The sequence below is a fragment of the Mesobacillus persicus genome, assembly GCF_900109925.1.
In the GTDB taxonomy this organism is placed as follows: Bacteria; Bacillota; Bacilli; order Bacillales; family Cytobacillaceae; genus Mesobacillus_B; species Mesobacillus_B persicus.
Window position 1 is genome coordinate 177,030 of the sequence record NZ_FOBW01000008.1, and the last position, 21,708, is coordinate 198,737.

The 21,708-nt window shown below is 39.0% G+C and carries 20 protein-coding genes; 4 read left to right on the forward strand and 16 right to left on the reverse strand.

The genetic code is table 11. From position 1 onward, the window contains the following. Positions 1–17: 17 nt before the first annotated feature. Positions 18–1,292 (reverse strand): TRAP transporter large permease, encoded by a 1,275-nt coding sequence (locus BMX30_RS12830; RefSeq protein WP_090746119.1) that lies wholly within the window; start codon positions 1,290–1,292, stop codon positions 18–20. A 36-nt stretch (positions 1,293–1,328) separates the two neighbouring features. Continuing rightward, on the reverse strand, positions 1,329–1,901 hold the full coding sequence (locus BMX30_RS12835) for a TRAP transporter small permease (protein WP_170843879.1): 573 nt from the start codon (positions 1,899–1,901) through the stop codon (positions 1,329–1,331). A gap of 378 nt (positions 1,902–2,279) precedes the next feature. Between BMX30_RS12835 and BMX30_RS12840 the strand changes: the two genes are divergently transcribed. Continuing rightward, complete coding sequence (locus BMX30_RS12840) at positions 2,280–3,188, forward strand: DMT family transporter (RefSeq protein WP_090746121.1); 909 nt, start codon at positions 2,280–2,282, stop codon at positions 3,186–3,188. 59 nt (positions 3,189–3,247) lie between these two features. Here BMX30_RS12840 and BMX30_RS12845 read toward each other — a convergent pair whose 3' ends face one another. Genes BMX30_RS12845 through BMX30_RS12855 form a run of 3 tightly spaced genes read right to left on the reverse strand, consistent with a single transcriptional unit; the run spans position 3,248 to position 5,030 of the window. Next, complete coding sequence (locus BMX30_RS12845) at positions 3,248–4,003, reverse strand: HAAS domain-containing protein (RefSeq protein ID WP_090746124.1); 756 nt, start codon at positions 4,001–4,003, stop codon at positions 3,248–3,250. A 23-nt stretch (positions 4,004–4,026) separates the two neighbouring features. Beyond that, positions 4,027–4,701 carry a DUF1129 family protein gene (locus BMX30_RS12850; protein WP_090746127.1) on the reverse strand — a complete coding sequence of 225 codons (675 nt, stop codon included), beginning with the start codon at positions 4,699–4,701 and terminating at the stop codon, positions 4,027–4,029. After that, positions 4,698–5,030 carry a PadR family transcriptional regulator gene (locus BMX30_RS12855; protein WP_090746129.1) on the reverse strand — a complete coding sequence of 111 codons (333 nt, stop codon included), beginning with the start codon at positions 5,028–5,030 and terminating at the stop codon, positions 4,698–4,700. The genes BMX30_RS12850 and BMX30_RS12855 overlap by 4 nt, the downstream gene beginning before the upstream one ends. 608 nt (positions 5,031–5,638) lie before the next feature. On the opposite strand from BMX30_RS12855, the gene BMX30_RS12860 reads away from it, so the two are divergent. Beyond that, positions 5,639–6,109, forward strand: a complete 471-nt coding sequence (locus tag BMX30_RS12860; protein ID WP_090746132.1) for a tRNA (cytidine(34)-2'-O)-methyltransferase — start codon at positions 5,639–5,641, stop codon at positions 6,107–6,109. Between the two features lie 277 nt (positions 6,110–6,386). Here BMX30_RS12860 and BMX30_RS12865 read toward each other — a convergent pair whose 3' ends face one another. The 8 genes from BMX30_RS12865 to BMX30_RS12900 form a co-directional block, all read right to left on the reverse strand. Then, positions 6,387–6,593, reverse strand: a complete 207-nt coding sequence (locus BMX30_RS12865; RefSeq protein ID WP_090746135.1) for a hypothetical protein — start codon at positions 6,591–6,593, stop codon at positions 6,387–6,389. A 262-nt stretch (positions 6,594–6,855) separates the two neighbouring features. Further along, positions 6,856–7,599, reverse strand: a complete 744-nt coding sequence (locus BMX30_RS12870) for a hypothetical protein (protein ID WP_090746138.1) — start codon at positions 7,597–7,599, stop codon at positions 6,856–6,858. A 241-nt stretch (positions 7,600–7,840) separates the two neighbouring features. Further along, positions 7,841–8,368 carry a DUF2812 domain-containing protein gene (locus BMX30_RS12875; RefSeq protein ID WP_090746140.1) on the reverse strand — a complete coding sequence of 176 codons (528 nt, stop codon included), beginning with the start codon at positions 8,366–8,368 and terminating at the stop codon, positions 7,841–7,843. Then, a complete protein-coding gene (locus BMX30_RS12880; protein ID WP_090746141.1) occupies positions 8,365–8,682 on the reverse strand; it encodes a PadR family transcriptional regulator in 318 nt (105 codons plus the stop codon). The genes BMX30_RS12875 and BMX30_RS12880 overlap by 4 nt, the downstream gene beginning before the upstream one ends. Positions 8,683–9,038: 356 nt before the next feature. Continuing rightward, positions 9,039–11,465, reverse strand: a complete 2,427-nt coding sequence (locus BMX30_RS12885) for an EAL domain-containing protein (RefSeq protein WP_090746144.1) — start codon at positions 11,463–11,465, stop codon at positions 9,039–9,041. Positions 11,466–11,660: 195 nt separating this feature from the next. Then, positions 11,661–12,149, reverse strand: coding sequence for a DUF2306 domain-containing protein (locus tag BMX30_RS12890; RefSeq protein WP_090746146.1), 489 nt, complete (start codon positions 12,147–12,149; stop codon positions 11,661–11,663). 48 nt (positions 12,150–12,197) lie between these two features. After that, a complete protein-coding gene (locus BMX30_RS12895) occupies positions 12,198–13,202 on the reverse strand; it encodes an NAD-dependent epimerase/dehydratase family protein (protein WP_090746149.1) in 1,005 nt (334 codons plus the stop codon). Between the two features lie 201 nt (positions 13,203–13,403). Further along, complete coding sequence (locus BMX30_RS12900; protein ID WP_090746152.1) at positions 13,404–14,966, reverse strand: hypothetical protein; 1,563 nt, start codon at positions 14,964–14,966, stop codon at positions 13,404–13,406. A 318-nt stretch (positions 14,967–15,284) separates the two neighbouring features. On the opposite strand from BMX30_RS12900, the gene BMX30_RS12905 reads away from it, so the two are divergent. Further along, entirely contained in the window at positions 15,285–16,997 is a 1,713-nt protein-coding gene (locus tag BMX30_RS12905; RefSeq protein WP_244532594.1) for a SulP family inorganic anion transporter, read from the forward strand. A gap of 44 nt (positions 16,998–17,041) precedes the next feature. Here the strand turns inward: BMX30_RS12905 and BMX30_RS12910 are convergent, their stop codons facing one another. The 3 genes from BMX30_RS12910 to desA form a co-directional block, all read right to left on the reverse strand. Then, complete coding sequence (locus BMX30_RS12910) at positions 17,042–18,022, reverse strand: 2-hydroxyacid dehydrogenase (RefSeq protein ID WP_090746155.1); 981 nt, start codon at positions 18,020–18,022, stop codon at positions 17,042–17,044. A 328-nt stretch (positions 18,023–18,350) separates the two neighbouring features. After that, a complete protein-coding gene (locus BMX30_RS12915) occupies positions 18,351–18,890 on the reverse strand; it encodes a response regulator (RefSeq protein WP_090746158.1) in 540 nt (179 codons plus the stop codon). Between the two features lie 59 nt (positions 18,891–18,949). After that, positions 18,950–19,981: a Delta(5) desaturase DesA gene (gene desA / locus BMX30_RS12920; protein ID WP_090746161.1), complete on the reverse strand. Its 1,032-nt coding sequence runs from the start codon at positions 19,979–19,981 to the stop codon at positions 18,950–18,952. Positions 19,982–20,250: 269 nt separating this feature from the next. Here desA and BMX30_RS12925 point away from each other — a divergent pair, with 269 nt between their 5' ends. Further along, positions 20,251–21,678, forward strand: coding sequence for a hypothetical protein (locus BMX30_RS12925; RefSeq protein WP_090746164.1), 1,428 nt, complete (start codon positions 20,251–20,253; stop codon positions 21,676–21,678). Positions 21,679–21,708 lie beyond the last annotated feature (30 nt).

A 21,708-nucleotide genomic window follows, 5' to 3' on the forward strand; every position in this document is an offset into this window, starting at 1 on the left:
GCAGAAATCGACTTAACTTAATCAGGAATCAGCATTAACGATAATTCCGGTATGAAAATTAACAGTACTGATATAACGAGTAACATAATGATAAATGGTGGTGTTCCTCTGATTACATCCATATAGGACTTATTGAACACGGCACTAGCGGTAAAAATATCGACCCCAAACGGAGGGGTTGCTGAACCTAGTGCAGCCTGGAACGTAATCACGATCCCTAAATGGATGAGGTCTACACCCGCTGCCTCTGCCGCAGGAGCAAAGATCGGTGTAAGAATCAAGATAACCACAATCGGATCGACGAACATACATCCGATAAAGAAGAAAATACTTACCATGATTAGCACAAATATCGCACTAGGATCTGTTCCCAATACAGTCTCTGTAATTTGCTGCGGAATTCTCGCGTAGCCTAGGACCCAAGTAAACACTTGGCCTCCTGCCACTAGCACAAATACCGCTGAAGAAACTAACCCTGTGGATAATGCAATCTTCGGTATTTCTTTTATATGAATCGAACGATAGATGACTACTTCCAAGATAAAGGCATACAGCACGCTAATCGCGGCCGCTTCGGTCGGTGTGAAATAACCGGAGTAGATCCCCCATACAATAATGACTGGGAACCCTAAAGGTAAAAGTGCCTTTCTTAAAAATACTAATCTATCTTTCCATGGTACCTTGTCTGCTAAAGGAATGTCTTTTATCTTTGCATAAAAATAACTGTATACCGCAAAGCTTCCAAAGACGATCAAGCCAGGAATAATCCCTGCGATAAATAAGTCACCGACGGATACGCTTCCTGCTGCAAGGGCATAAATAATCATTCCAATACTCGGTGGAATCAATAACGCTACGTCACTGGAGTTGATAATCAGTGCAATGGCACTAGAGTCTTTATAACCAGCCTTGAGCAATCTCTCACGCATCGGCTTACCAATAGCTACCACCGTCGCCTGCGTCGAGCCCGAAATGGCCCCAAAAAGTGTACATGCTGCAGAAGTCGTAACCGCATACCCTCCGCGTATATGCCCGATAAAAGATCCGATAAAGTCCAATAGTCGATTGGACGTTTTCCCTGATGTCATAATATCCGCCGCAAAAATAAACATCGGAACAGCCAATAACACGGGTGATTCAATCCCGGTTAACAACTGGTCAATCAGCAATTCCGGTCGCAAATTTGGAAAGAAGATAAATGCTACAGCAACAGGAGCTACGATTAGCGGGATCATCATCGGAAAATTTAGCAATAGTAAAACAACCATAATCGCTAATAGTGTTGCTACCATATTAAATTCCTCTCTATTCGTATTGTCATCTCAAGCTTACATTGGGAGTTCATGTTCGATTTCCCGCTTATTATCTTTATCGTTGTAATCCACTGCATCGATTCCGAGATAAACTTTGTCCTTCACGCGAATATTAATCCACATGTTCCGTAAAAATTGAATTCCTCCTAGGAAAAAGCCGATGGGAATAAATAAAACCATTAGGTATTGCGGTATTTGTAAGGCTGGGGTAACGGTGCCTTTGGCAAATTCTGCCTGTACATACCCTAAGGAGAGATAGGCAAGACCGAGTAGGATAATCGCAGTGGTTCCATTGATCAGAATGGCTAAAACTTTTCTACCCTTGAGAGGAGCAAAATCATAAAATGCGGACATACTGATATGTCGCCCTTTTCTAGCTGCATAACCTATTCCCATAAAGGTTGCAATGACAATCGCAAATTTACTAACCTCTAGATTCCAATAAAAGAAACTCGAATTAAATACTTCCCGTGCAATGATGTTGGCAACAATTACAACTGAGATAAGAATGATGGAGAAACTCAAAATATACTCTTCTAGCTTCATCATCAACTTGTCAATCACATTAAAAACTTTCAAGTCGCGCATTCCTCCCCTCTTTCACTTCATTTGGTACAAATGTACTAAGGATCAGTTAAATTAATGGTATGTGAAAATACCACTCGCCTCAACTTCCAAATACGCCGATTATTTCCAGTAAACTTCTAAATAGATGGATGAGACCTGTTTAGCCCAGAAAATTCTTAAAGATCCTGCCAAATCGTCTAATATACTCTGAATATATTAATCTAATTCATAAATTCGAAATATTTTAAAAAGATAATTATATGCAGACTATTCACGTTTTTATCTAAACATGATGATTTCGATAAGAAAACTGTAAAATAACTAGGATAAATGGTACCATCCTATATAGAGTCATAAAGATAAAATATTTCAATTTGTTAGAAAAAGAGGTTGTTTTCTATGTATCCCTATCTATTAATGGTCTTTGTAGTCTTTTGTTATGCTGGAAATATACTAGTTGGCAAAGCGATCAATGAGTTGCCACCGTTCACGATTGCCTTTTTTCGGGTATTTGTTGCGTTTGTTGTTTTAATCCCAATTGGAATGAGAACCGCTTGGAAAGCTCGTTTTACCTTTTGGGAACATCGGCGGCCCTTTTTGATCATGACCTTAACCGGAGTGACTTTCTTTAATACCTTTATTTATGGAGCGTTGCAGTTTACAACGGCCACAAATGTAGCCGTATTAGAAACGGTGATTCCCGTTTTGACCGTCCTATTAAGTGTCTATCTATTAAAAGAAAGATTAAGAGGAATCCAACTGGTTGGGATTCTACTGTCGTTTTTAGGGGCTTTATGGGTGGTAATGGACGGAAGAATTCTTGAAATGGCTTCGATGGCTTGGAATATTGGGGACGGCATTATGATCGGGGCGATATTAACTTGGGTCGTCTATTCGATTTATGTGAAAAAGTATATGCATTTATTTCCACCGTTCGCATCGCTGTTTGTCATGACGGGCGTATCGGTCATCGTGTTGTTGCCGATTATGATGGTGGAATGGTCTGTCGTAGGTGTTCCTACTTTTGTCCTTTCAGACCACCTGATATCATTCTTATATCTCGGGATCTTTCCATCCCTAATTGCTTTGATCTTTTATAACCGTGCCGTTGATTTACTAAGTGCCTCACAAGCATCCGTATTCTTAAACCTAATGCCAATCGTCACCATGATCGGAGCCTACTTCTGGTTAGGCGAAAACATCAGCCTCATGGAAATAACCGGCACCATCATCGTAATCAGCGGAGTCATGCTAGTCACACAATTCAACCCAAAACCAAAAAAACTACCAATAAAGGCCTCAGTATGACATGGGGACGGTTCTTTTGCTTCCGAGGAAGCAAAAGAACCGTCCCTTTGTTTCCACTGTCATATCCCCGCTTTCTTCCTTTTTTCCACACTCCATAGATTCAGAAAGAGGACTACGAACATCAATAGAAAAGATCCCAGTTGAACCATAAGGACTTTTTCAACTCCCCAGTCCGTGAATCGGGTAAATACATCAGGGATAAAAAGGATCGTTGGGAGCCAAATTGGAATCCAGGTTTTACTCCAAATTGCGGTGGTGATTAAGATACAACAGCAAATCACAATGACAATGATATCTGTTTTCCAATTACCGATAAAAAACGGATCTACCAAAAAATAACTTCCCACCAATAAGAGAACGATTGTGATGGTTACAACTGAACTTGCAATCATACCCCCAATAAAAAACTTCTTATTAGAATATTGCTTCCGACCAGCTTGCTGTAAAAAATAAACGTAGATGATAAGGCCCAGCGTAGCAATAATTGGGAAACCCACTACTTGGATACTATTTAATTCAAACTCCCCCCTTATCGCTGGCCCCATTAGGAAATAAGCAATGACCCCTAGAAAATAGATGGGAAGAAGCTTAATTAGTTGTTTATAATCCGTCTTCATTTCCTTTTTCAGTGAAGCCATATACTGTTCGGGTGTAAGATCAATAATGTCCTCGATGCTCCTCCCGCTTTTCTCCACTTCCATGAGATGATCTTTAAGTTCCTCAATTAATTCGTTAATATCCCGTTCATTTTTTCCGGACACTCTTAAGTACATTCTTAGGTTATCAATAAATTCTTCACTTTTTGATGAAAGCATCTCCTTACCTCCTTCCCCTTTTCTTACACTCCTTTTACTTTCTTACTCACATACATGGCGAATAAAATTACACTACCAACGAGGAACGATGCCCACCACGAAAAATCAAACGACGGACCGCTTTCGGGTAGAAACTTGACTAATAACAATACAGCAGCCATTCCTGCTGCACCGATGAATCCTGCAATCATTGTTTCTCTACGTGTCTTCCGTTTTTCTTTGAACAATGAGCGTTCGACCATCTTAAAGATAAATACAATTGTAAAAATGACAAAGGCTGCAATGATAAGTGCAATCACCATCACTGAAATTGGGTGAACCATTGTGTCTACATCTGTAAATGGAGATAAAACAAGGAAAAGAACACCTCTAATAATCAATACCCAGCCGAGAATATTCCCAATGATTCCTCCAATAAATGGGATAAACTCTCGTTTCTTCTCCTTTGGGAGATGTTCAATCATCTCATCCGCAAAGCCCCTTGGATCATCACCAAAGATGTCTTTTGCTGTTTTCCCAGCCTGTTGGCCATCTAGTAAATGATCAAGCAATTCCATCAGCACTTCTTCCGATTTTTGCTCGGAAAGAGAAAACTGAAGTCGAATATAAATGAGCAAATCACTATAATAGGCCTCGTTTTCTGGAGTTAACCTTTCCCTTTTCCGATTGTTTTCTTCAATTAATTTCTTGGCGTTCATTCTTCTCTCCTCCCCATCAGTAATTCGCTTACTGGTTGTGAGATTTGCTTCCACTCTTCGGTAATAATCGCTAACGCCTCCTGTCCCGCTTCGGTTAAAAAATAGTACTTCCGATTTGGTCCTGATTCAGATGGTCGCATTTCCCCCCGGATGAGTCCATTCTTTTGGAGCCGCAAAAGAATCGGATATATCGTTCCTTCACTTACATCCGCTAATCCAATCTTCATCAGCTTTTGTGAAAGCTCATAGCCATAGACAGGCTCTTTTTCAATGACAGCCAATACACACCCGTCTAAAATCCCTTTTAATAATTGGCTTCTTATTGACATGATCCATGTCCCTTCCCTCGCTATCTTGTTATGCAAGTTAGTGAATAATAAAAAATAATGTTATCTTTTGAGTATTTGGTAAAACAAGATAGCAAATTTAAAAATAACTACTTGGTTTTACCTAGTAGTTATTTTTATTGTAAATTTTTTTCATTTTTTCGTCAATAGGCTTTACTGCAAGGAACTATATATGGTCTTTTTTTTCATGGACAAACGACACCCGCGTTCCTTGTCCTTGACCTGTTTATCTATAGCGAAAAGTAGCCCCTGAGACTGGTAATATGCCCGCGCAAAACTTGTCAAATTTCCGATTAATTTACCGATTTCCCGAAAAATAGATGCAGTGAATTCCCCCTCCTCTTTAGCTTTCTTTCTACTAATCTACAAAAGAAAAACTATTCCCTAATGTCGATTATTGGAACCTATATTTTATGTCCTGGTTGAAGATAACCATACGAATAGGTTTCAAGGGTAGGCACTCATACATGATCGGTGCCTTCCTTTTTGACTAAAACTTTTTCTCGCAATGGCTCAAAAACAGAGTTTCTTATCTCCACAATCTGTATGCTATAATTTGGAGGGTAAAATACAGATCGAGGTGACCATTCTTGGCAATACATGTTGTCCTATATCAACCAGATATTCCTATTAACACGATAAATATTGCGCGTACTTGTGCCGCAACGGATACGGCTTTGCATTTGATTCGCCCACTTGGCTTTTCGACAGATGAAAAGATGATTGAACAAGCAGGGATTGATTTCTGGCAGTCTGTAAACCTTATGTATTATGACTCATTGGATGACTTTTTTGCAAAAAACAAAGGTGAATTCTACTATATTGAGACATTTGGTGAAAAAACACACTCAGCCTCTGATTTCAGTGATCTATCTAAGGAACATTATTTTATGTTTGGTAAAGAAACAACGGGTTTACCAACCGACTTATTAGAAAATAATCAAGATCACTTTTTGAGAATCCCAATGAATGAACATGTTCGTTCACTGAACCTGTCAAGTACAGCTGCTATACTGGTGTATGAAGCTTTACGCCAGCAAGGTTTTCCTAATTTAAAGTAATAGGATGTTTTTAACAGGATCGCTGTTCAAATCCTAGTACCGATTTTCACTCAGAAAAACCATTGGTTCCGACTAAACTAAGTTTGTAAGCTACTCCTCATTGACTAAGGAACGATAGTGATTTTACAATCCAAACATTCAATTAAATCCAATTTAAAGACAAATAAAAAACTTCCGTCTTGGAAGTTTTTTTATTTAGAGACTCCAAAATTTTACTGCCTGCCATTTCATTCAACCATCTTCCTTTATCCCACCAGGGCAATCTTGCTTTTGAATATTAACCATAATAGCCAATCGTGTTTAGGACTACAACACCAATAATCGAAACCCCTATTCCCGTCACTAACACAACCCCACATGTTTTCGCTTCTTTTGTATCAAACCAGACAACCAGTGTAATAATAATTGAAAAAATCAGCCCGAAAAATATGGAAGCAAAAGGATTCGTAGGCTGAATCCAATCATACCAGTTTAGAAAACCCATGACATCACTCCTCATTCAATGGTACCAAAATTTTAACCGATCCCAACTAAAATCCCGTTAAGATAGTAAACTAAAGCGGTGCTGACTTCTCCGTAAAAGCACATATTCTTAAGAAGGAAGTCCCCATTATTTACGTATGACGGTTTATGATACTACATACCAAATTCTTCCTTCTTCACCTAATGAAAGCATATGAACGTTTCTATAAATCTCACTCTAAAATAGAAGCACAGAGAACTTCCCCTTCCCTCACGCAACAACCTCAACATTCTACTACTTCATAACTTGTCATCTTCTTTTCTAGACTGCTTACGAAATGTTGTGAATCCTCTATATAGATAAGTGCTTTATCGACCTGTTTTTTCAGACCAAAATACCCCTTATAATGAATCGGATGATGAAAAATAATTTCGTGCTTTAACTCATCAGAAATCCCAAAGATTCTCGTAAGTACCCTTGGAAAGGCGGTAGCATGAAAAACCCCCTTCTCATGAACAAGACCTTCACTATTATTATATTTAAGTTTCGCTCTTTGTATTTGCTTAATATCACTTATGTTAAAAGAGATCTCTCTTCTCGCGCCGATTTTGATTTCAATCCGATCGTCCTTCACCCGTATCGGAGTGTTTCTCACCCAATTATAATCACCCATAATATAGAAAATACTGTAAATATGGAGTCCTGTTATGATATAGGCGTATGAGGGATCTACCTTTTTTAAATAAATATGTAAAAACACCATCTCTATCACTTGTTCGTGCATAAGCGCCACGAATAACCAAAAATAGCTAGAGTTCTTAACCAAAGAAAAGGAAAGCTCAACAGGCTCTTTCTTCCGCTTCCAACGGAAAAAAGCATAATACATTATTTTTGTTTCTTTAACCACTATGCTAATAAAAGGGTTCCGATCTAGCTTCCCTTGCTTATATTTAACAAATAAATAGAAAATAAAAAGATCCAATAAAATAAACAGCACAATAGCTGAAACCACCATCTGTTTATCCATGACATTCCTCCCTACCTATAATTTTCTGTCCAGGCAGTCTAATCTGTAAAAGAATAATAGTTACATATATACGTACCTCTAAGGTAGGAAATTAAAATCCCTATGATTTCAATATTTTCATTGTGTAAAACTGTAAAACTGTTTACCTGTTTTTATAGTACAACCTATAAATGGAAAAATAAAGGGTGAATTCCTTATACTGGGACAAGGACCTCACCCTTAATCATTCAATATATACCTGCTATATTTTGAGTCTCAATTTTTGATAATATACAGCAGCTGCGGTCATCATTGCCGGGACAGTCAGAGCTAACACACCAAAAAAACCAATTCTAGCGATATCCTTAAATGTTCCCGTCGTTATTATACTTAATAAAAAGAAGGCAATGGAGGCTACCAATAACACTCCTGCCGCTCCATTGATCAGCTTTCCTAGACGCTGATATTTTTCAACCTTTGAATCTTTGTCACTATATATTGGTGTTGTATTTGAAGGTGCCTTAAACAAATGCATATTGGCTTCTGAACAAACATGTGTCCATCCTGCTGAGGAGAAGAATTCCATGTATTCTTCTTTCTCATCTTCCTCTAAAACACGATAATCAATATTGTAAATGACATCTTCTTTTTCCCCATATTCCAATTCATACCCCATAAATTTAAACGATTTCACATGCCAGCCTTTGAGCGATTTTTTATGGAGCTTCTCCATATCCTTTTGTTCAGAGAATGCTAAGCCACCAGACATCATATATTTTGTCTTTTTCATTCTTGCTCCTCCTTCAATCCGTTTTCCGCTAATTGGATCATTACCTTCCTTCGTTCAATATCTTCTCTTAACACTTCCCGCCCTTTCTGCGTTAAAAGATAGGTCTTCCTGCGCGAGTCAGAATCATCGTATAAATAGATAAGCTCTTGTTGAAGCAATTTTTTTATAATTGTATACATAGAAGCCGGACCAATGTTTACCGTTCCTTTTGTTGTTTCCTCAATTAAGGCCATCACAGCGTATCCATGACGTGGGTTCGATAAAGCTGCCATAATGTAAAATACAGAATCGGTCAGCTGTTCAATTTGTTTCATTCGTACCCTCCTTTATATCACTTTATGATATATCTAAATAAAATATATCACTAAGTGATATATTAATCAACAAATGATTTGAATTTTTCTGATATAAAAAAGACCGAATCCCTTTGGATTCGGTCTTTATACCCTTTTATCTTACACCGCTTGATTACTTAGTCTCTCAAGCTCTTCTTCAATTTCACCACATCTATTCGCTCAAATAATGGAGTTACTTTTGGCAAATGCTGTGATTTAACAACAAACGCCCTCCATCCCGTTTCATGAATATTTAGCATTTCGTTAACTTTTCTGCTTGAAAAAGGCAAGAACGGAGCAAGGATATGAGCATACGACTAAATATTGAAATGAACTTATACGTTTCTAACTTCCTCTCGAATAACAAATTGTTTCTCAATATCTTCTGCTAACATCGGTTTACTAAAGTAATAACCTTGTCCATAATGGCACCCATGCTGCTTTAAGAATTTCGCTTGTTCTTTGTTTTCAATTCCTTCAGCAACGAGTTTGAAATTTAGATTCATGCCCATTTCAATAATGGCTTTTACGATGTTTTGGTCGGTCATGTTGATATCCGCAATAAAAGACTTATCGATTTTTAAATAATGAATCGGCAAATGCTTTAACACACTTAAGGAAGAATAACCGGTCCCAAAGTCGTCGAGGGATACCCTAACGCCTAATGCCCCTAGCCGATTGATAATCTCTTTCGATTCCTCTACATCTTGCAAGACACTTTCGGTAATTTCAATAATAAGATAGTGTGGTTCTAGTTTCGTCTTATCTAACACTTCCGAGATGGTTTTTACGATATCACCAGTTTTAAATTGAAGGACAGAAACATTGATCGCAATCAATAAGTCTTTGTATCCTTTATCATGCCATTCTTTATTCTGACGGCAAGCTTTTTCTAGTACTAGTGTCCCTAGAGGAACTATGAGACCAGTTTCTCTTGCAATAGGAATAAATTCAGAGGGTGGAATCCAGCCAAACGTCGGATGATTCCATCTTGTTAATGCTTCTGTTCCAATCATTCTACCTGTTTCTAAATCTACCTTTGGTTGGAAATGCAAGATTAACTCTTCTTCCCTAATCGCTTTTCTTAAACTGTTTTCCAAGGTTAACGTATCTAGATTGTGAATTCCGTATAAAGAATGATAAAACGAATACGTATTTCGTCCGATTGTTTTTGCTTGATACATCGCCGTATCAGCATTCTTAATCAAGTCAATACTACTCTCTCCATCCTTTGGATAAAGGGCAATCCCAATGCTAGTTGAGGAGTACACTTCCAACCCTCTGAGATTAAACGGGTTTCGGAATTGATCTAAAATCTTTTTTACAATTGCTTCAGAATCCTCTCTCCCCTTGCCTTTCAATAAGAGGATAAATTCATCCCCGCCTTGTCGGGCGACAAGTCCCTCATCTCCGACCGCTTGCTGCAATCTTTGTGCAACTTGTTCGAGCAACAGGTCCCCCATATCATGACCTAAGTTGTCATTTATTCTTTTAAATCGATCTAAATCGAGGAAAAAGACGGATAGTGGTTGTTGACTCTGTTCACATTGTGATAGCGTATTTTGAAGAGTTTCGTTAAACATATAGCGGTTCGGCAAACCGGTTAGATCATCATGAAAAGCAAGGTACGTAATTCGATCCTGCATTTTCTTTTGTTCCGATACATCTTTTACAATGCAATAGGCTCCAACTATTTGATCTTTTACCTTAATTGGAATCGTCGTTGCATGGACGTAAACTTTATGCCCCTGCTTGTGCGTTAATTTAAATTCCAAATTAATTGTTTCTCCTGTTAGCGCCTTCCCAAATTCAATAAGAACTTTATCCAAGTCATTTATATCGACTAAAGGCGCAAAAGGTCTGTCAATCAGCTCTTCTGGATAATACCCGCACAATGGGTAAACCTGTGGATTTAAACTAACAAAGCTTCCATCTAAATCTAGAGTGACAATTGCATCAGGGCTATAGCTGAATAAAGACCGATAGCGCTCTTCTCTTTCAACAAGCTGAGCCAATGTCTTTTTTTGTTCAGTAATATCTTTTCCCACGACCATAATTGCTGGCTTGCCATAATAGTTAATCTTCGTTCCTAACAATTCAAGAGTGATGATTTCCCCATCTGGCCTGATTGATTGATATTCAACAAATTCGTCCCCTCTTTGGTTGTTGTAAATATCGTTCGTACGATTAACAAATATTTCCTTATCAAGGGGATGGACGAAATCAAAAATAGACTTATTTAAAACCTCCGACTCTTCCTTCTTCCCAACCGCGCTGATGGCTGCAGGATTTGCGTAGACAATTTGGTGTTTTTGATGAATGAAAATGATTTGTGGAGAGATTTGAATAACACTTCGATAACGTTCTTCACTTTCTTTCAGTTCTTTTATTAACCTCGTACTGGTAAGAGCTACTAACAACGAAACCATGGCTAAACCAATATGGTTTGAAAAGCGGTCAACCGCATTCCCTCCAAAAAAGGAGATAAAATATACCCCTCCTAAAAGATGCACAACATTAACAAGAAGAGTGCCGACAAGTACAGCCTTCAAATCATAATGAAAAACAAAGATAATAATCGGGATTAAGTAGAGTAAATAAATAGATTCTGGTTTATTATGTGAAAAGGAAGATAGAATAAATTCTATTCCTAGAGGAATCAGGATACTTAAAGCAATTAATATCCAAGAAGGCATCGAAATCCTTTTATTTAAAGCATGGTTAGTACACTTACTTGTCAATCTGGGTAAATGAAATTTCATCCACTAAATCACCTCTATTAGTACAATAGGCATTAACCTATGCTTCTATGTTAAGAGAAATACATACATGTTTCATACTAGCAAAGTCTAAGCTGAATTCAATGGTTATCGTCACATTCTTATTTTGTAATTAATGGAAAGGCAAAGGGACGGTTCTCCTGCTTCCGATGGAAGCAGGAGAACCGTCCCCTTGAACTAGATTTGAAGATTACGATTCTTCTTTGTTCGTTTCCGGATATCATATTTATCTCCAACTTTTTTAATAATCGGTGTGCCAATAATGGTTGGCAGGAACCAAAAAACGAGGGATGGGATGTTTTTAAAAAGAGCGATATTTTGTTGGTTAACCACCATAAACCCTGTAACCATGGCAATATAGGAGCCACCCATACCGGCAATATGCGTGACCATCCAGTTCTTCCACTTCTTTTTATAAGCAATATAGCCGACCAAAGCGAAAAGGAAGCTAAAAATCGCTATATAAAACAAGTAACTACTAACCTCCCAATTCAGAACAGCCATCACAACAGCCGATGTACAAACCATCGTGACGAGCCAAAAATACATTTTCCCTGTGGTCGTATGTCGGCCCCGCCTTTTCGGGGCAAACATAGCCACGAGTCCGATTCCAAGGGCAAGATAGCCTGCAGCAATATGTAAAATCAGCATGAAAGTATCTAGCATTCATCTCCACCCCCTCTATAGTAAGATCACTACCTTGTGAACAAAACGTCAAACTTTGCTTCCCTGTTGCTCCTTCCACTTTAAGATTAACTCTCGTTCGCGTTCTTCCTTCAACCCCGCTCGCCGAACCAAATCCTTTGGCCTTGTTACTGACCATTGGTACGTATCTCTTAATGTTTCTTCTAAACCTCGAAACGTTAACCCTGTCTCTAGCGCTTTATCGATATTAATTTTTAAGAATCCATCCATTTCCTTGCTAGAGATCCATAAAGGAAGCTCGACCCATTCTGCTACCTCTTCACCAATTAAGAAAGACTTTGTTGCAGGAACATACGATACGTGGGGATTCAGTGTTTTTTTCGATTCATCGAAGAATTGCTTAAAGGATAACGGTTCCTGAGGTCCGGTTACATTATAGATACCCGCGCTCTTTTTTTCGACCAATTGAATGATCCAACTAGATAAGTCTCTCACATCAATAAATTGTGTCACGTCCTCAAGAACATCAGGAATTAAAACCTCCCCACCCTTGGCTATTCGTTCGACCCAATAAGTAAACCTGTCTGTTGGATCATGCGGGCCAACGATCAAGCCTGGACGGATAATAAGGGCTTGATCTCCAAAGGCCTTCACCACTTCCTTCTCACAAATGGCCTTTAACGGCCCATAGGTATCCCCTGTAACCTCCTCAACCGTTGGGTCATCTAGCTTACCAACCGGTTCCGCCTCGGTCATATTTTCCTTCGCGAAGTTTTCATAAACAGAAATGCTTGAGATAAACGTATAGTTTCCTACCTTCCCTGATAAAAGCTCTGTCGTTTGTTTGACCACTCTAGGAAGATAGCCACATGTATCAATGACTGCATCCCATTCCCGCCCCTTTAATGCCTCTAAATTCCCATCCCGATCTCCGAATAATTGCTCGACTTCAGGAAATAGATTCGGATTGCTTTTCCCTCGATGAAATAAGGTTAATTCGTGTCCTCTCTTAAGGGCTTCTGCTACTAAGTGACGACCGAGAAAGACCGTTCCACCTAAAATTAATATTCTCATCCCTTCACTCCCTCATTGTTTAACTTGAACAAAGATTCTTTGCCACCTTTTGACCAATAAAGTTCAAGTTTAAGTCCTCTTTAACTTGAAAACCTTGTTATTTCAATTTTTTACCAACAATAATTAATATAACAAGGTTTCTTCCTATATACCATTATTTTCTAACAGGACAGGGATGAACTGCACCCAGGTGCAAGGTGCCTACTCCGTTAGCCATGCATAGATTTCTACGATTGTTTTTTCCATATTGTTATGACCGTTTAAATAATACATAGGTGTATCACTTCTACTTACTTCCTTCATTACCTTCTTATAGAACGCATGAGAAAATACTTTCGTATTAATGAAAACCACATCCGCCCGTTGGATCTTCGATATATCCCTATTCACTTCTGTAACGTCAATAAGTTCGATGGTTGGGAACGATAGCCTTAATTTTTGCTGCCAAACCGGGTGTCCCCCAAAGATTAGGATTTTCTTAGTCTGAATAAAATGTTGCATCGTCTCCATTGATGTCGTGCTGTTAAACGGTTGGTCACTTTGTTCTTCGTAGAAGACATAATGACGAAGGGAATGAACCTCTTTTGAATAATCCTCCGTCTCATTTAGTTGTTGCTCCAACTGCCGTATTTTAGCTTGAGCTGCACGAAGTTCCTGTGTTAACCCTTCTATTTCTTTTTCATTTCGCTCATTCTGCAACTGAAACTCTTTCTCCCTTTGTAAAAGCTTGGTTTCTTTTTCAAGAATGAACGTTTCCTTGGCTTTCATTTCGAAATAATAATCTTGTTTGGATTGATCTAAATATAATTGTTTTGTTTCGTGATAGAGTGAACCTAAAGCTTTCAAATACAAGCAGGTGATAAAAAACAATGCTTCTTCTTCTTTTGTTAAATGGTTATATTTTTTTGCGTACAATATTTCCAAAAAAATTGTATCCAAATCTTCTTTTGTTATTGAAACTTGTTCAGTAGCATCCATCTCATGAATATTTAGGGTTTTCAACCACCCACCGATTGCCCCGATATACTTTGCTGGGGATTCTTGAAACACCCGATTCTCAGCCTCTATTGGCTCACAGTCGGGGTGAGTCTCGTGAATTTTTCTCAACCCACTGCTAATAAGGGCTTCTAGTAAAAGTCCTAAAGAGTCAAATAGATGATTTTTCTGAATATGATATTCCTTATAGAAATCATCGATTTCCGTTCTATGTTGGTCGCGAATTTTTTCAGAAAACAATGTTTTTTGTATTTCAACCTCATTTATGGACGTGTTCAGTACTTCTTGAAAGGATTTCCAAGCAACATTCTCTTGATTAAAAGGTTTATTCTCTCGAACACATAGATACCAAAGAACAATATTGTGATAAAGTAACCCTATTTCTTTTACTGTATTCTTCTTCTGTCTTTTTGCATAACTTCGCATAAAGTGTTCAAAATCGATATATTTATGCCGTTGAATATATTGATAAACAAATTTATATCCCTTTTTAATCAATTGATCGAGTACTCCAAATTGTTGCTTCTGTTCACTCCACTCCAACATTCCAGCCACTTGCCTAATCTTTTCTTCGCTTTTGGTCGTATACATTGAAAACAGAGGATTATTTTTAAATGAACTTTTTTGGTATGCTTCATAATACTCCCACTGATTCTTTTTGTAATAGTCATCAATGAAGGGAAGTAAGAACGAATTCCCTCCTAATGCGATACAAAGAAATGGACGCAGAATTTCTGCTGGCATATTATTTTCAATTATATTTGTCATATGTTTTCCCCTTGTAGTGGTTGAAATGTTTTTTCTATTTATCGCGAGATACGTTTATTTAACACTTATATAAGAAAATTATAGAGTTTTGTTTTATTTTACTATGATTTTCATCACAAAGCAGGAGAACCGTCCCCGAGTTATACATACTTCACACCTGCGGGACACGCACCCCTATCGTCCTGTCCATAAATCATGCTATTATAGATACGTGTAAAAAGGTTAAAGTTGTCTTCTGACTCCTTTTCCTTTCAGAACTAAAGGAACATAAATAGAGTCAGAGAATAATAAGCTCATTCTTTATGGAAGGGATTTTTGATGAACAACAAAATGATTCATTTTCCAAACCAATTATCGAACCTTAGTCAAGCGAATGTCCGAAACGATGTAATTGCTGGACTTACGATTTTTATCATGCTTGTTCCCCAAGGGATGGCCTATGCGATGCTTGCCGGCCTTCCGCCGGTGATGGGATTATACGCATCAACGATTCCGCTCTTTCTGTATGCTTGGTTCTCCTCTTCAAAACATTTGTCGATTGGTCCTGTCGCAACGACTTCCTTGCTGGTGTTTACAGGGGTGTCGATGTATGCAGAACCGAATTCAACAAATTATATTTCGCTTGTATTAGCACTGAGCATCATGGTAGGAGTGATTCAGCTCTTACTTGGGCTGTTGAAGGTCGGCTTTATTGTAAAATTTATTCCTCATTCTGTTTTAAATGGATATACGTCCGCAGCGGCGCTAGTGATCGCTATGAGTCAGTTAAAGCACCTACTAGGTGTAGAGGGCTCGAATCACCTGCAAATTCATCTTCAGTTCGCCGAGCTCTTTAAACATTTTCAAGAAATGAATTTATATACCGTTATCATCGCAATCGGAAGTATTGCAATTTTGCTCGGGTTAAAAAGAATAAAAGGAATTCCCGGTGCTTTTATCTTAGTGATGGCATCCATCGTCCTTGTTTCTTTGTTCCAGTTGGACGATAAAGGGGTCGACATTGTTGGCGCCGTTCCGAATGGCTTTCCATCCTTCGCACTCCCCCACCTTACGCTAAATACGATTCAGATGTTGTGGCCGATGGCGCTAACGATTGCGATAATTAGTTTTATGGAGTCGCTTGCGATAGCTAAAACAGTGGCACGAAAGGAAAAGTATAAGATCTATCCGAATCAAGAACTAAAGGCCCTGGGGCTTGCAAATCTTATTGGTGCCTGTTTCCACTCTTATCCGGTTAGCGGTAGTTTTTCGCGAACAGCGATCAACAAGGAAGCCGGCGGTTCTAGCCAATTGACCTCCGTCGTCACTGGCGTATTTGTCTTAGTAACCATCCTGTTCTTTACGTCCTTCTTTTATTATTTACCTTATGCCGTCTTAGCTGCCATCATCGTTGTATCTGTTTATAAATTGGTGGATTTAAAAGAAATGAAGCATCTCTTTCAAGTCAATCCATTCGAAGGCTGGACGTGGATTACAACGTTCACGATTACTTTAGTTGTCGGGATTCAGTGGGGCATTTTATTGGGGTCAATTTTTACGCTGGTGTTGATTTTAATGAGGAGCACCCATCTCAATATTGTCGAATTAGGTTATGTCGAGACTAAAAAAGCGTTCCGAAATGTGAATCGATATCCAGAAGGGAATACATTAGATGAGGTGTTATTGGTTCGTATCGATTCTTCCTTACACTTCGCCAATAGCTCCGTTTTAGAAGAAAAAATTAAGGGATTTCTCCGTCATAAACCGAGAGCAAAATGGGTTTTAATCGATATGTCTGGTGTCAATGACATCGACACCATCTCTGTTGAAACGCTAGGTGAAATCATTGAGTATTACCAGAAAGAAGAAAAAATCATGTTTCTATTTGTTAATATGAAAGGATCCATTCGTGATAAAGTCAATAAAGCCGAGTGGAGAAGGAACTATAAAGAGTCGATTAACTTAAATTTAGATAAAATGTTAAAAGAAAAAGGATTCAAGTATAAAGAACCACGAAAATTTATCCCGGATGTATGGGATTATCAAATATGATGGTATCGAACGAGGGACAAGGTGATCAGACCTTGTCCCTTTTGTTATTTTCTATTTAAGACTTCTTGGTTTAAAATATTCGGTGGCTTTTCTCCTTTTAAAGCTATGAGCATATTTTCAATCCCATGTTCAACCATTAAGGAGCGAGTGGCTAGGGTAGCGGAACCAATATGTGGTGTTAATACGACGTTCTTCATTGTTAACAGCGGACTGCTCGCTTCTAGTGGTTCGTTCGCAAAAACATCTAGACCGGCCCCAAGAATTTCACCCGTTTGTAATGCTTGAACTAATGCTGGTTCATCAATAACAGGTCCGCGTGAACCATTGACGATAATCGCCGTAGATTTCATTAATTTAAACTCATGATGACTAATCATGTGTCTTGTTTCAGCTGTTAAAGGGACGGTTATACAGATAAAATCAGATACCTTCAGCAATCCACTCAAATCCTCGCAATGTTTGGCTCCGTATTTTTCTTCTGCTTCTAAGTCGCGACTTCGCTTTGTATAGTACACACTCATGTCAAAACCGAGAGCTGCTCTTTTGGCAATCGCACGACCTATGCGACCGAGTCCAATGATCCCAATTTTACGATGATGCACATCGATTCCAAATTGTTCTTCCCCGATAGAATTGCTCCACTTCCCGTTTCGAATGAACGAGTCTAGCTCAGCAACCTTTCGTGCCGTTGCTAATAAGGAAGCGAAGTATAGATCAGCAACAGTATCTGTTAAGGCATCCGGAGCATTCGTCACGATGATTCCTCTACTCGTTAGTTGGTCTAAATCGAGGTTGTCATAACCAGCAGAAAAGTTACTAACGACACGTAAATTTGGGGCTTGGTCTAACATTTCAGAGGTGATTTTCATCGCTGCACCCAATAAAGCATCAGCTGTTTTTAAATCGTTAAAAAATTCATTTTGGTTCTCATCATGGATCTCTGGATAGTACGAGACGTGACAATGCTCACTTAATAAATCTAAGTGCTTTTGTTGTATTTCACGGTAGACTACAACATGGTTCACTTCTTTTTTCCCCCTAAATGCTGATTTTTACTGTATGTAGAACTAACAGCTACAAATATATCCCTTTCACCATTATACAGTGTTTAAGACCTTTTTCAGACTAGTAACCACGAAAATCCACTTACTATCCCTACACCTTCCTATTCAGATGATCTTATACATAAAACCGATTTGGCCGTAGAATGCCTTCATTATTAATTTTTAGGATTAAAAACAAAAAGCCCCTTTTCACCAAAAGAAAAGGGGCAATTAAGTAATGTTTATTTTTTTCATATTGTCTCTCCAAAAGAAAGTCTTTTGTAATGCTTTCAATTTGTTTCAACCGTTTCTATCCGGTTGGTAACTTCATTTTATTGATGATGGTTGAAAAATAACTCCTGACCGTTCTAGTTTTCCCGGGGTAATTAGAATCTTTATTTGTGAACTGCCCGTCACTTAACTGGCCATCTACACCTCGTTCGTTATCATTCAAACCATCTTCACTTAATTCAGGAGAGTAAACTCGCTCCCCGTTCATAATCCTGCGAATCGTGTAGATTAACTCTTTGCTTGGGTCATCTTTCAATAAATAACCTCGTACGTCTGATTGTAATATCTGGGCAAAATTACCCGTCCTAGCAAAGGTCGTCAAAAGGATAACCTTACATCCTCCTGTCGATTTTAAAGCATCTGCTGCTTCAAGTCCGCTCATTATCGGCATTTCTATATCCATGATACAAACATCAGGCTTTAATTGGTGTACAAGAGCAATAGCCCCTTCCCCATTCGTAGCCTGGCCGACCACTTCCATATCTTCTTCTAAATTAAGAAGAGAACCAATTACCCCTAATAGCATCTCCTGATCCTCAGCAATGACAATTCGAATCATAAAGTTCTCTCCTTTATTGGAAACTCCCCATATCAGGGGAGCAAGCGTATCGTTTGTTATTACAGTTCAGGTTTTAATTCAGCTGAAGCTCTATTTTTAGCTAAAGCTTTCACCTCTTTAAAACTCAAGAAATTTTTGCTTTTCTCGTCCCATAGACGGAAACGAAGGGATTTCAAACTTGTCGCAAGAGTAATTGATGGAACGGTTTGCAATGGAGGCGTATTATTGTGTGCCTCTTCTAATTTATAATTCGGAACCCTTGGGCTTAAATGATGAACATGGTGGAACCCAATATTTCCTGTTAAGAATTGAATGAATTTTGGAAGCTTATAAAAGGAACTGCCTTCCACAGCTGCTTTGACATATTCCCATTCTTGGTTTTCTACAAAATAAGTATCTTCAAAAGTGTGTTGGACATAAAACAACCAAATACCAACGGAACCTGCTAAGAAGAAAATCGAACCTTGAACGAGAAGAAATGCCTGCCATCCAACTAACCATGCAAGTAATCCATTCAAAGCAAGGATTAAAACATTTGTTAAATACGTATTCATCCGTTCTTTCTTTTTAGCCCCTTTACGGTTCAATCGATTTTTTAGAACGAATTCAAAAATCGGCCCTAATCCGAACATCACTAATGGGTTCCGATAAAAACGGTAGGCTAAACGTATACGTAATGGTGCTTGTAAATATTCGTCTACAGTCAGAGTCCAAATATCCCCTGTCCCGCGTTTGTCCAAGTTTCCACTTGTAGCATGATGAATGGCATGCTCATTTCCCCAGCGATCAAAAGGGAACAAAGTTAAAACTCCCATGGCGGTTCCGACCACTCGATTTGTACGTCGGTTCTTAAAAAAAGAATGATGCGTACAGTCATGAAAGATAATGAATACCCTCACAAAAAAACCTGCCGCAATCACAATCGGAACTAAAGCTAACCAGTAAGAAACGGATAGACTTATATACGCTAGGTACCATAAAACAATATATGGTCCTACGGTGTTGATGATCTGCCATACACTTTCTTTTGTCGTTGATGTTTCATATGCAGCAACTTGTTTTCTTAACGTATTCGTTTTCTGTAAGGTCATTTTTTTAATTCCCTTCCTGTTCCTTCGTTATCTCAAATTATATAGGAAGGGAATCGAACATGTTAGTAGCAGGTATCATGTACAAAGTGTGACAAATGTCACACCCTTCAAAAAGGACAAGGTTGTAAAGGGGCTGATATCGCCTTTTCACCTCTGTTAACTTAGAACAAACAACTGGGACAATGAACCTGTCCCTGCACCTCTGCCCATATGAAAGCATAAGCTGTCTTACGATTGTTATTAAGTTTTCATAAGGGGGCTTTATATAAATGGAATTAACAGCAGCACATTGGATGTATCTAATTGGAACGTGCATCATTATTTTAACGATGCTGCTACGGCAAAATGTAGTGGTGCCCTCCATCATTGTTACTTTTTTAGTCGGATGGATCTTCACTGGTTCGTTGACGGTTGGTTTGCAAACGATTTTTAATGCAAGTTTAGTAGCGGCTGGTGAGTTATTTAATATCTTTTTGATTATCACGATTATGACCGCTCTATTACACTCCTTGAAATCACTGGGGACGGATAAGCAGATGATTCAACCGTTTCAGCGGGTGATGAAAAATGGCCATATCTCGTTTTGGACGTTGATTTTCGTCACATACGCGATTTCCTTATTCTTCTGGCCAACACCTGCGATTCCATTAGTCGGGGCTTTGCTGATTCCGGTGGCGATTCGCGCGGGGCTTCCACCTGTTGGTGCCGCCATCGCGATTTCTCTCGCTGGTCAAGGGATGGCACTCTCTTCTGACTATGTCATCCAAATCGCTCCTACATTAACTGCGACCGCAGCTGGTGTGGATGTTGGTACTGTAGCCGATCGGGCGTTTGTGCTTTCTATTGTTACCGGTGTGATTGCCATCGTCATCGCCTATTTGACGATAAGAAAGAGCATTTCTTCACCTTCTGAGAATCACTTAACCGCTTGGGAAAAGCTCGATCAAACCCCTGAGCAGATTGAAGCAAATGACAACGCTGAACATCAGAAAAGTAAATACAGCTTACTCTTTTCCATCCTTGTACCGTCAACCTTTTTGATCATCATCGTCTATATGATTCTAGCAAAATTCTCCGATATTATTCCTTCGGTTGAAGGTGGAACTGGAGCCGCGTTAATTGGTGGAGCTTCCGCGTTGCTATTGATTGCCGCTTCGATGTTCAGAAATCTACGTTCATCCTTAACCACGGTTAGTGACAATATTGTAAAGGGATTTTTATTCGCCTTCAAAGCGATGGGTCCAGTAATTCCGATTGCCGGCTTTTTCTTTATCGGTAGCGGAGAATTGTCAGGGAAAATACTCGGTACTGAGGCAGAAGAAGCTCCGTCCTTTTTGTTTGACTTAGTCCTTTCTGGTCAGCAATTCATCCCAGAAAGCGCGTTTATCTCTGGTTTCGGGATTCTTTTAATTGGGATCATTACCGGTTTAGATGGGTCCGGATTTTCTGGTCTGCCGCTGGTTGGTTCGTTATCCGGAGCATTAGGTGGTAGTGTTGGCGTTGACGCAGCAACCTTATCCGCAATTGGGCAAATGGGCTCAATCTGGGTAGGTGGCGGAACTCTAATTGCCTGGTCATCCCTCGTAGCGGTAGCTGGGTTTGCAAAAGTTCCGGTCATGGACCTGGTTCGGAAGAGCTTTTTACCGGTCATGATTGGGTTGATTGTTTCAACCATCGTCGGGTTGTGGATTTTTTAGGGGGAAGTAAACCTATGGCGAACAGTGGCT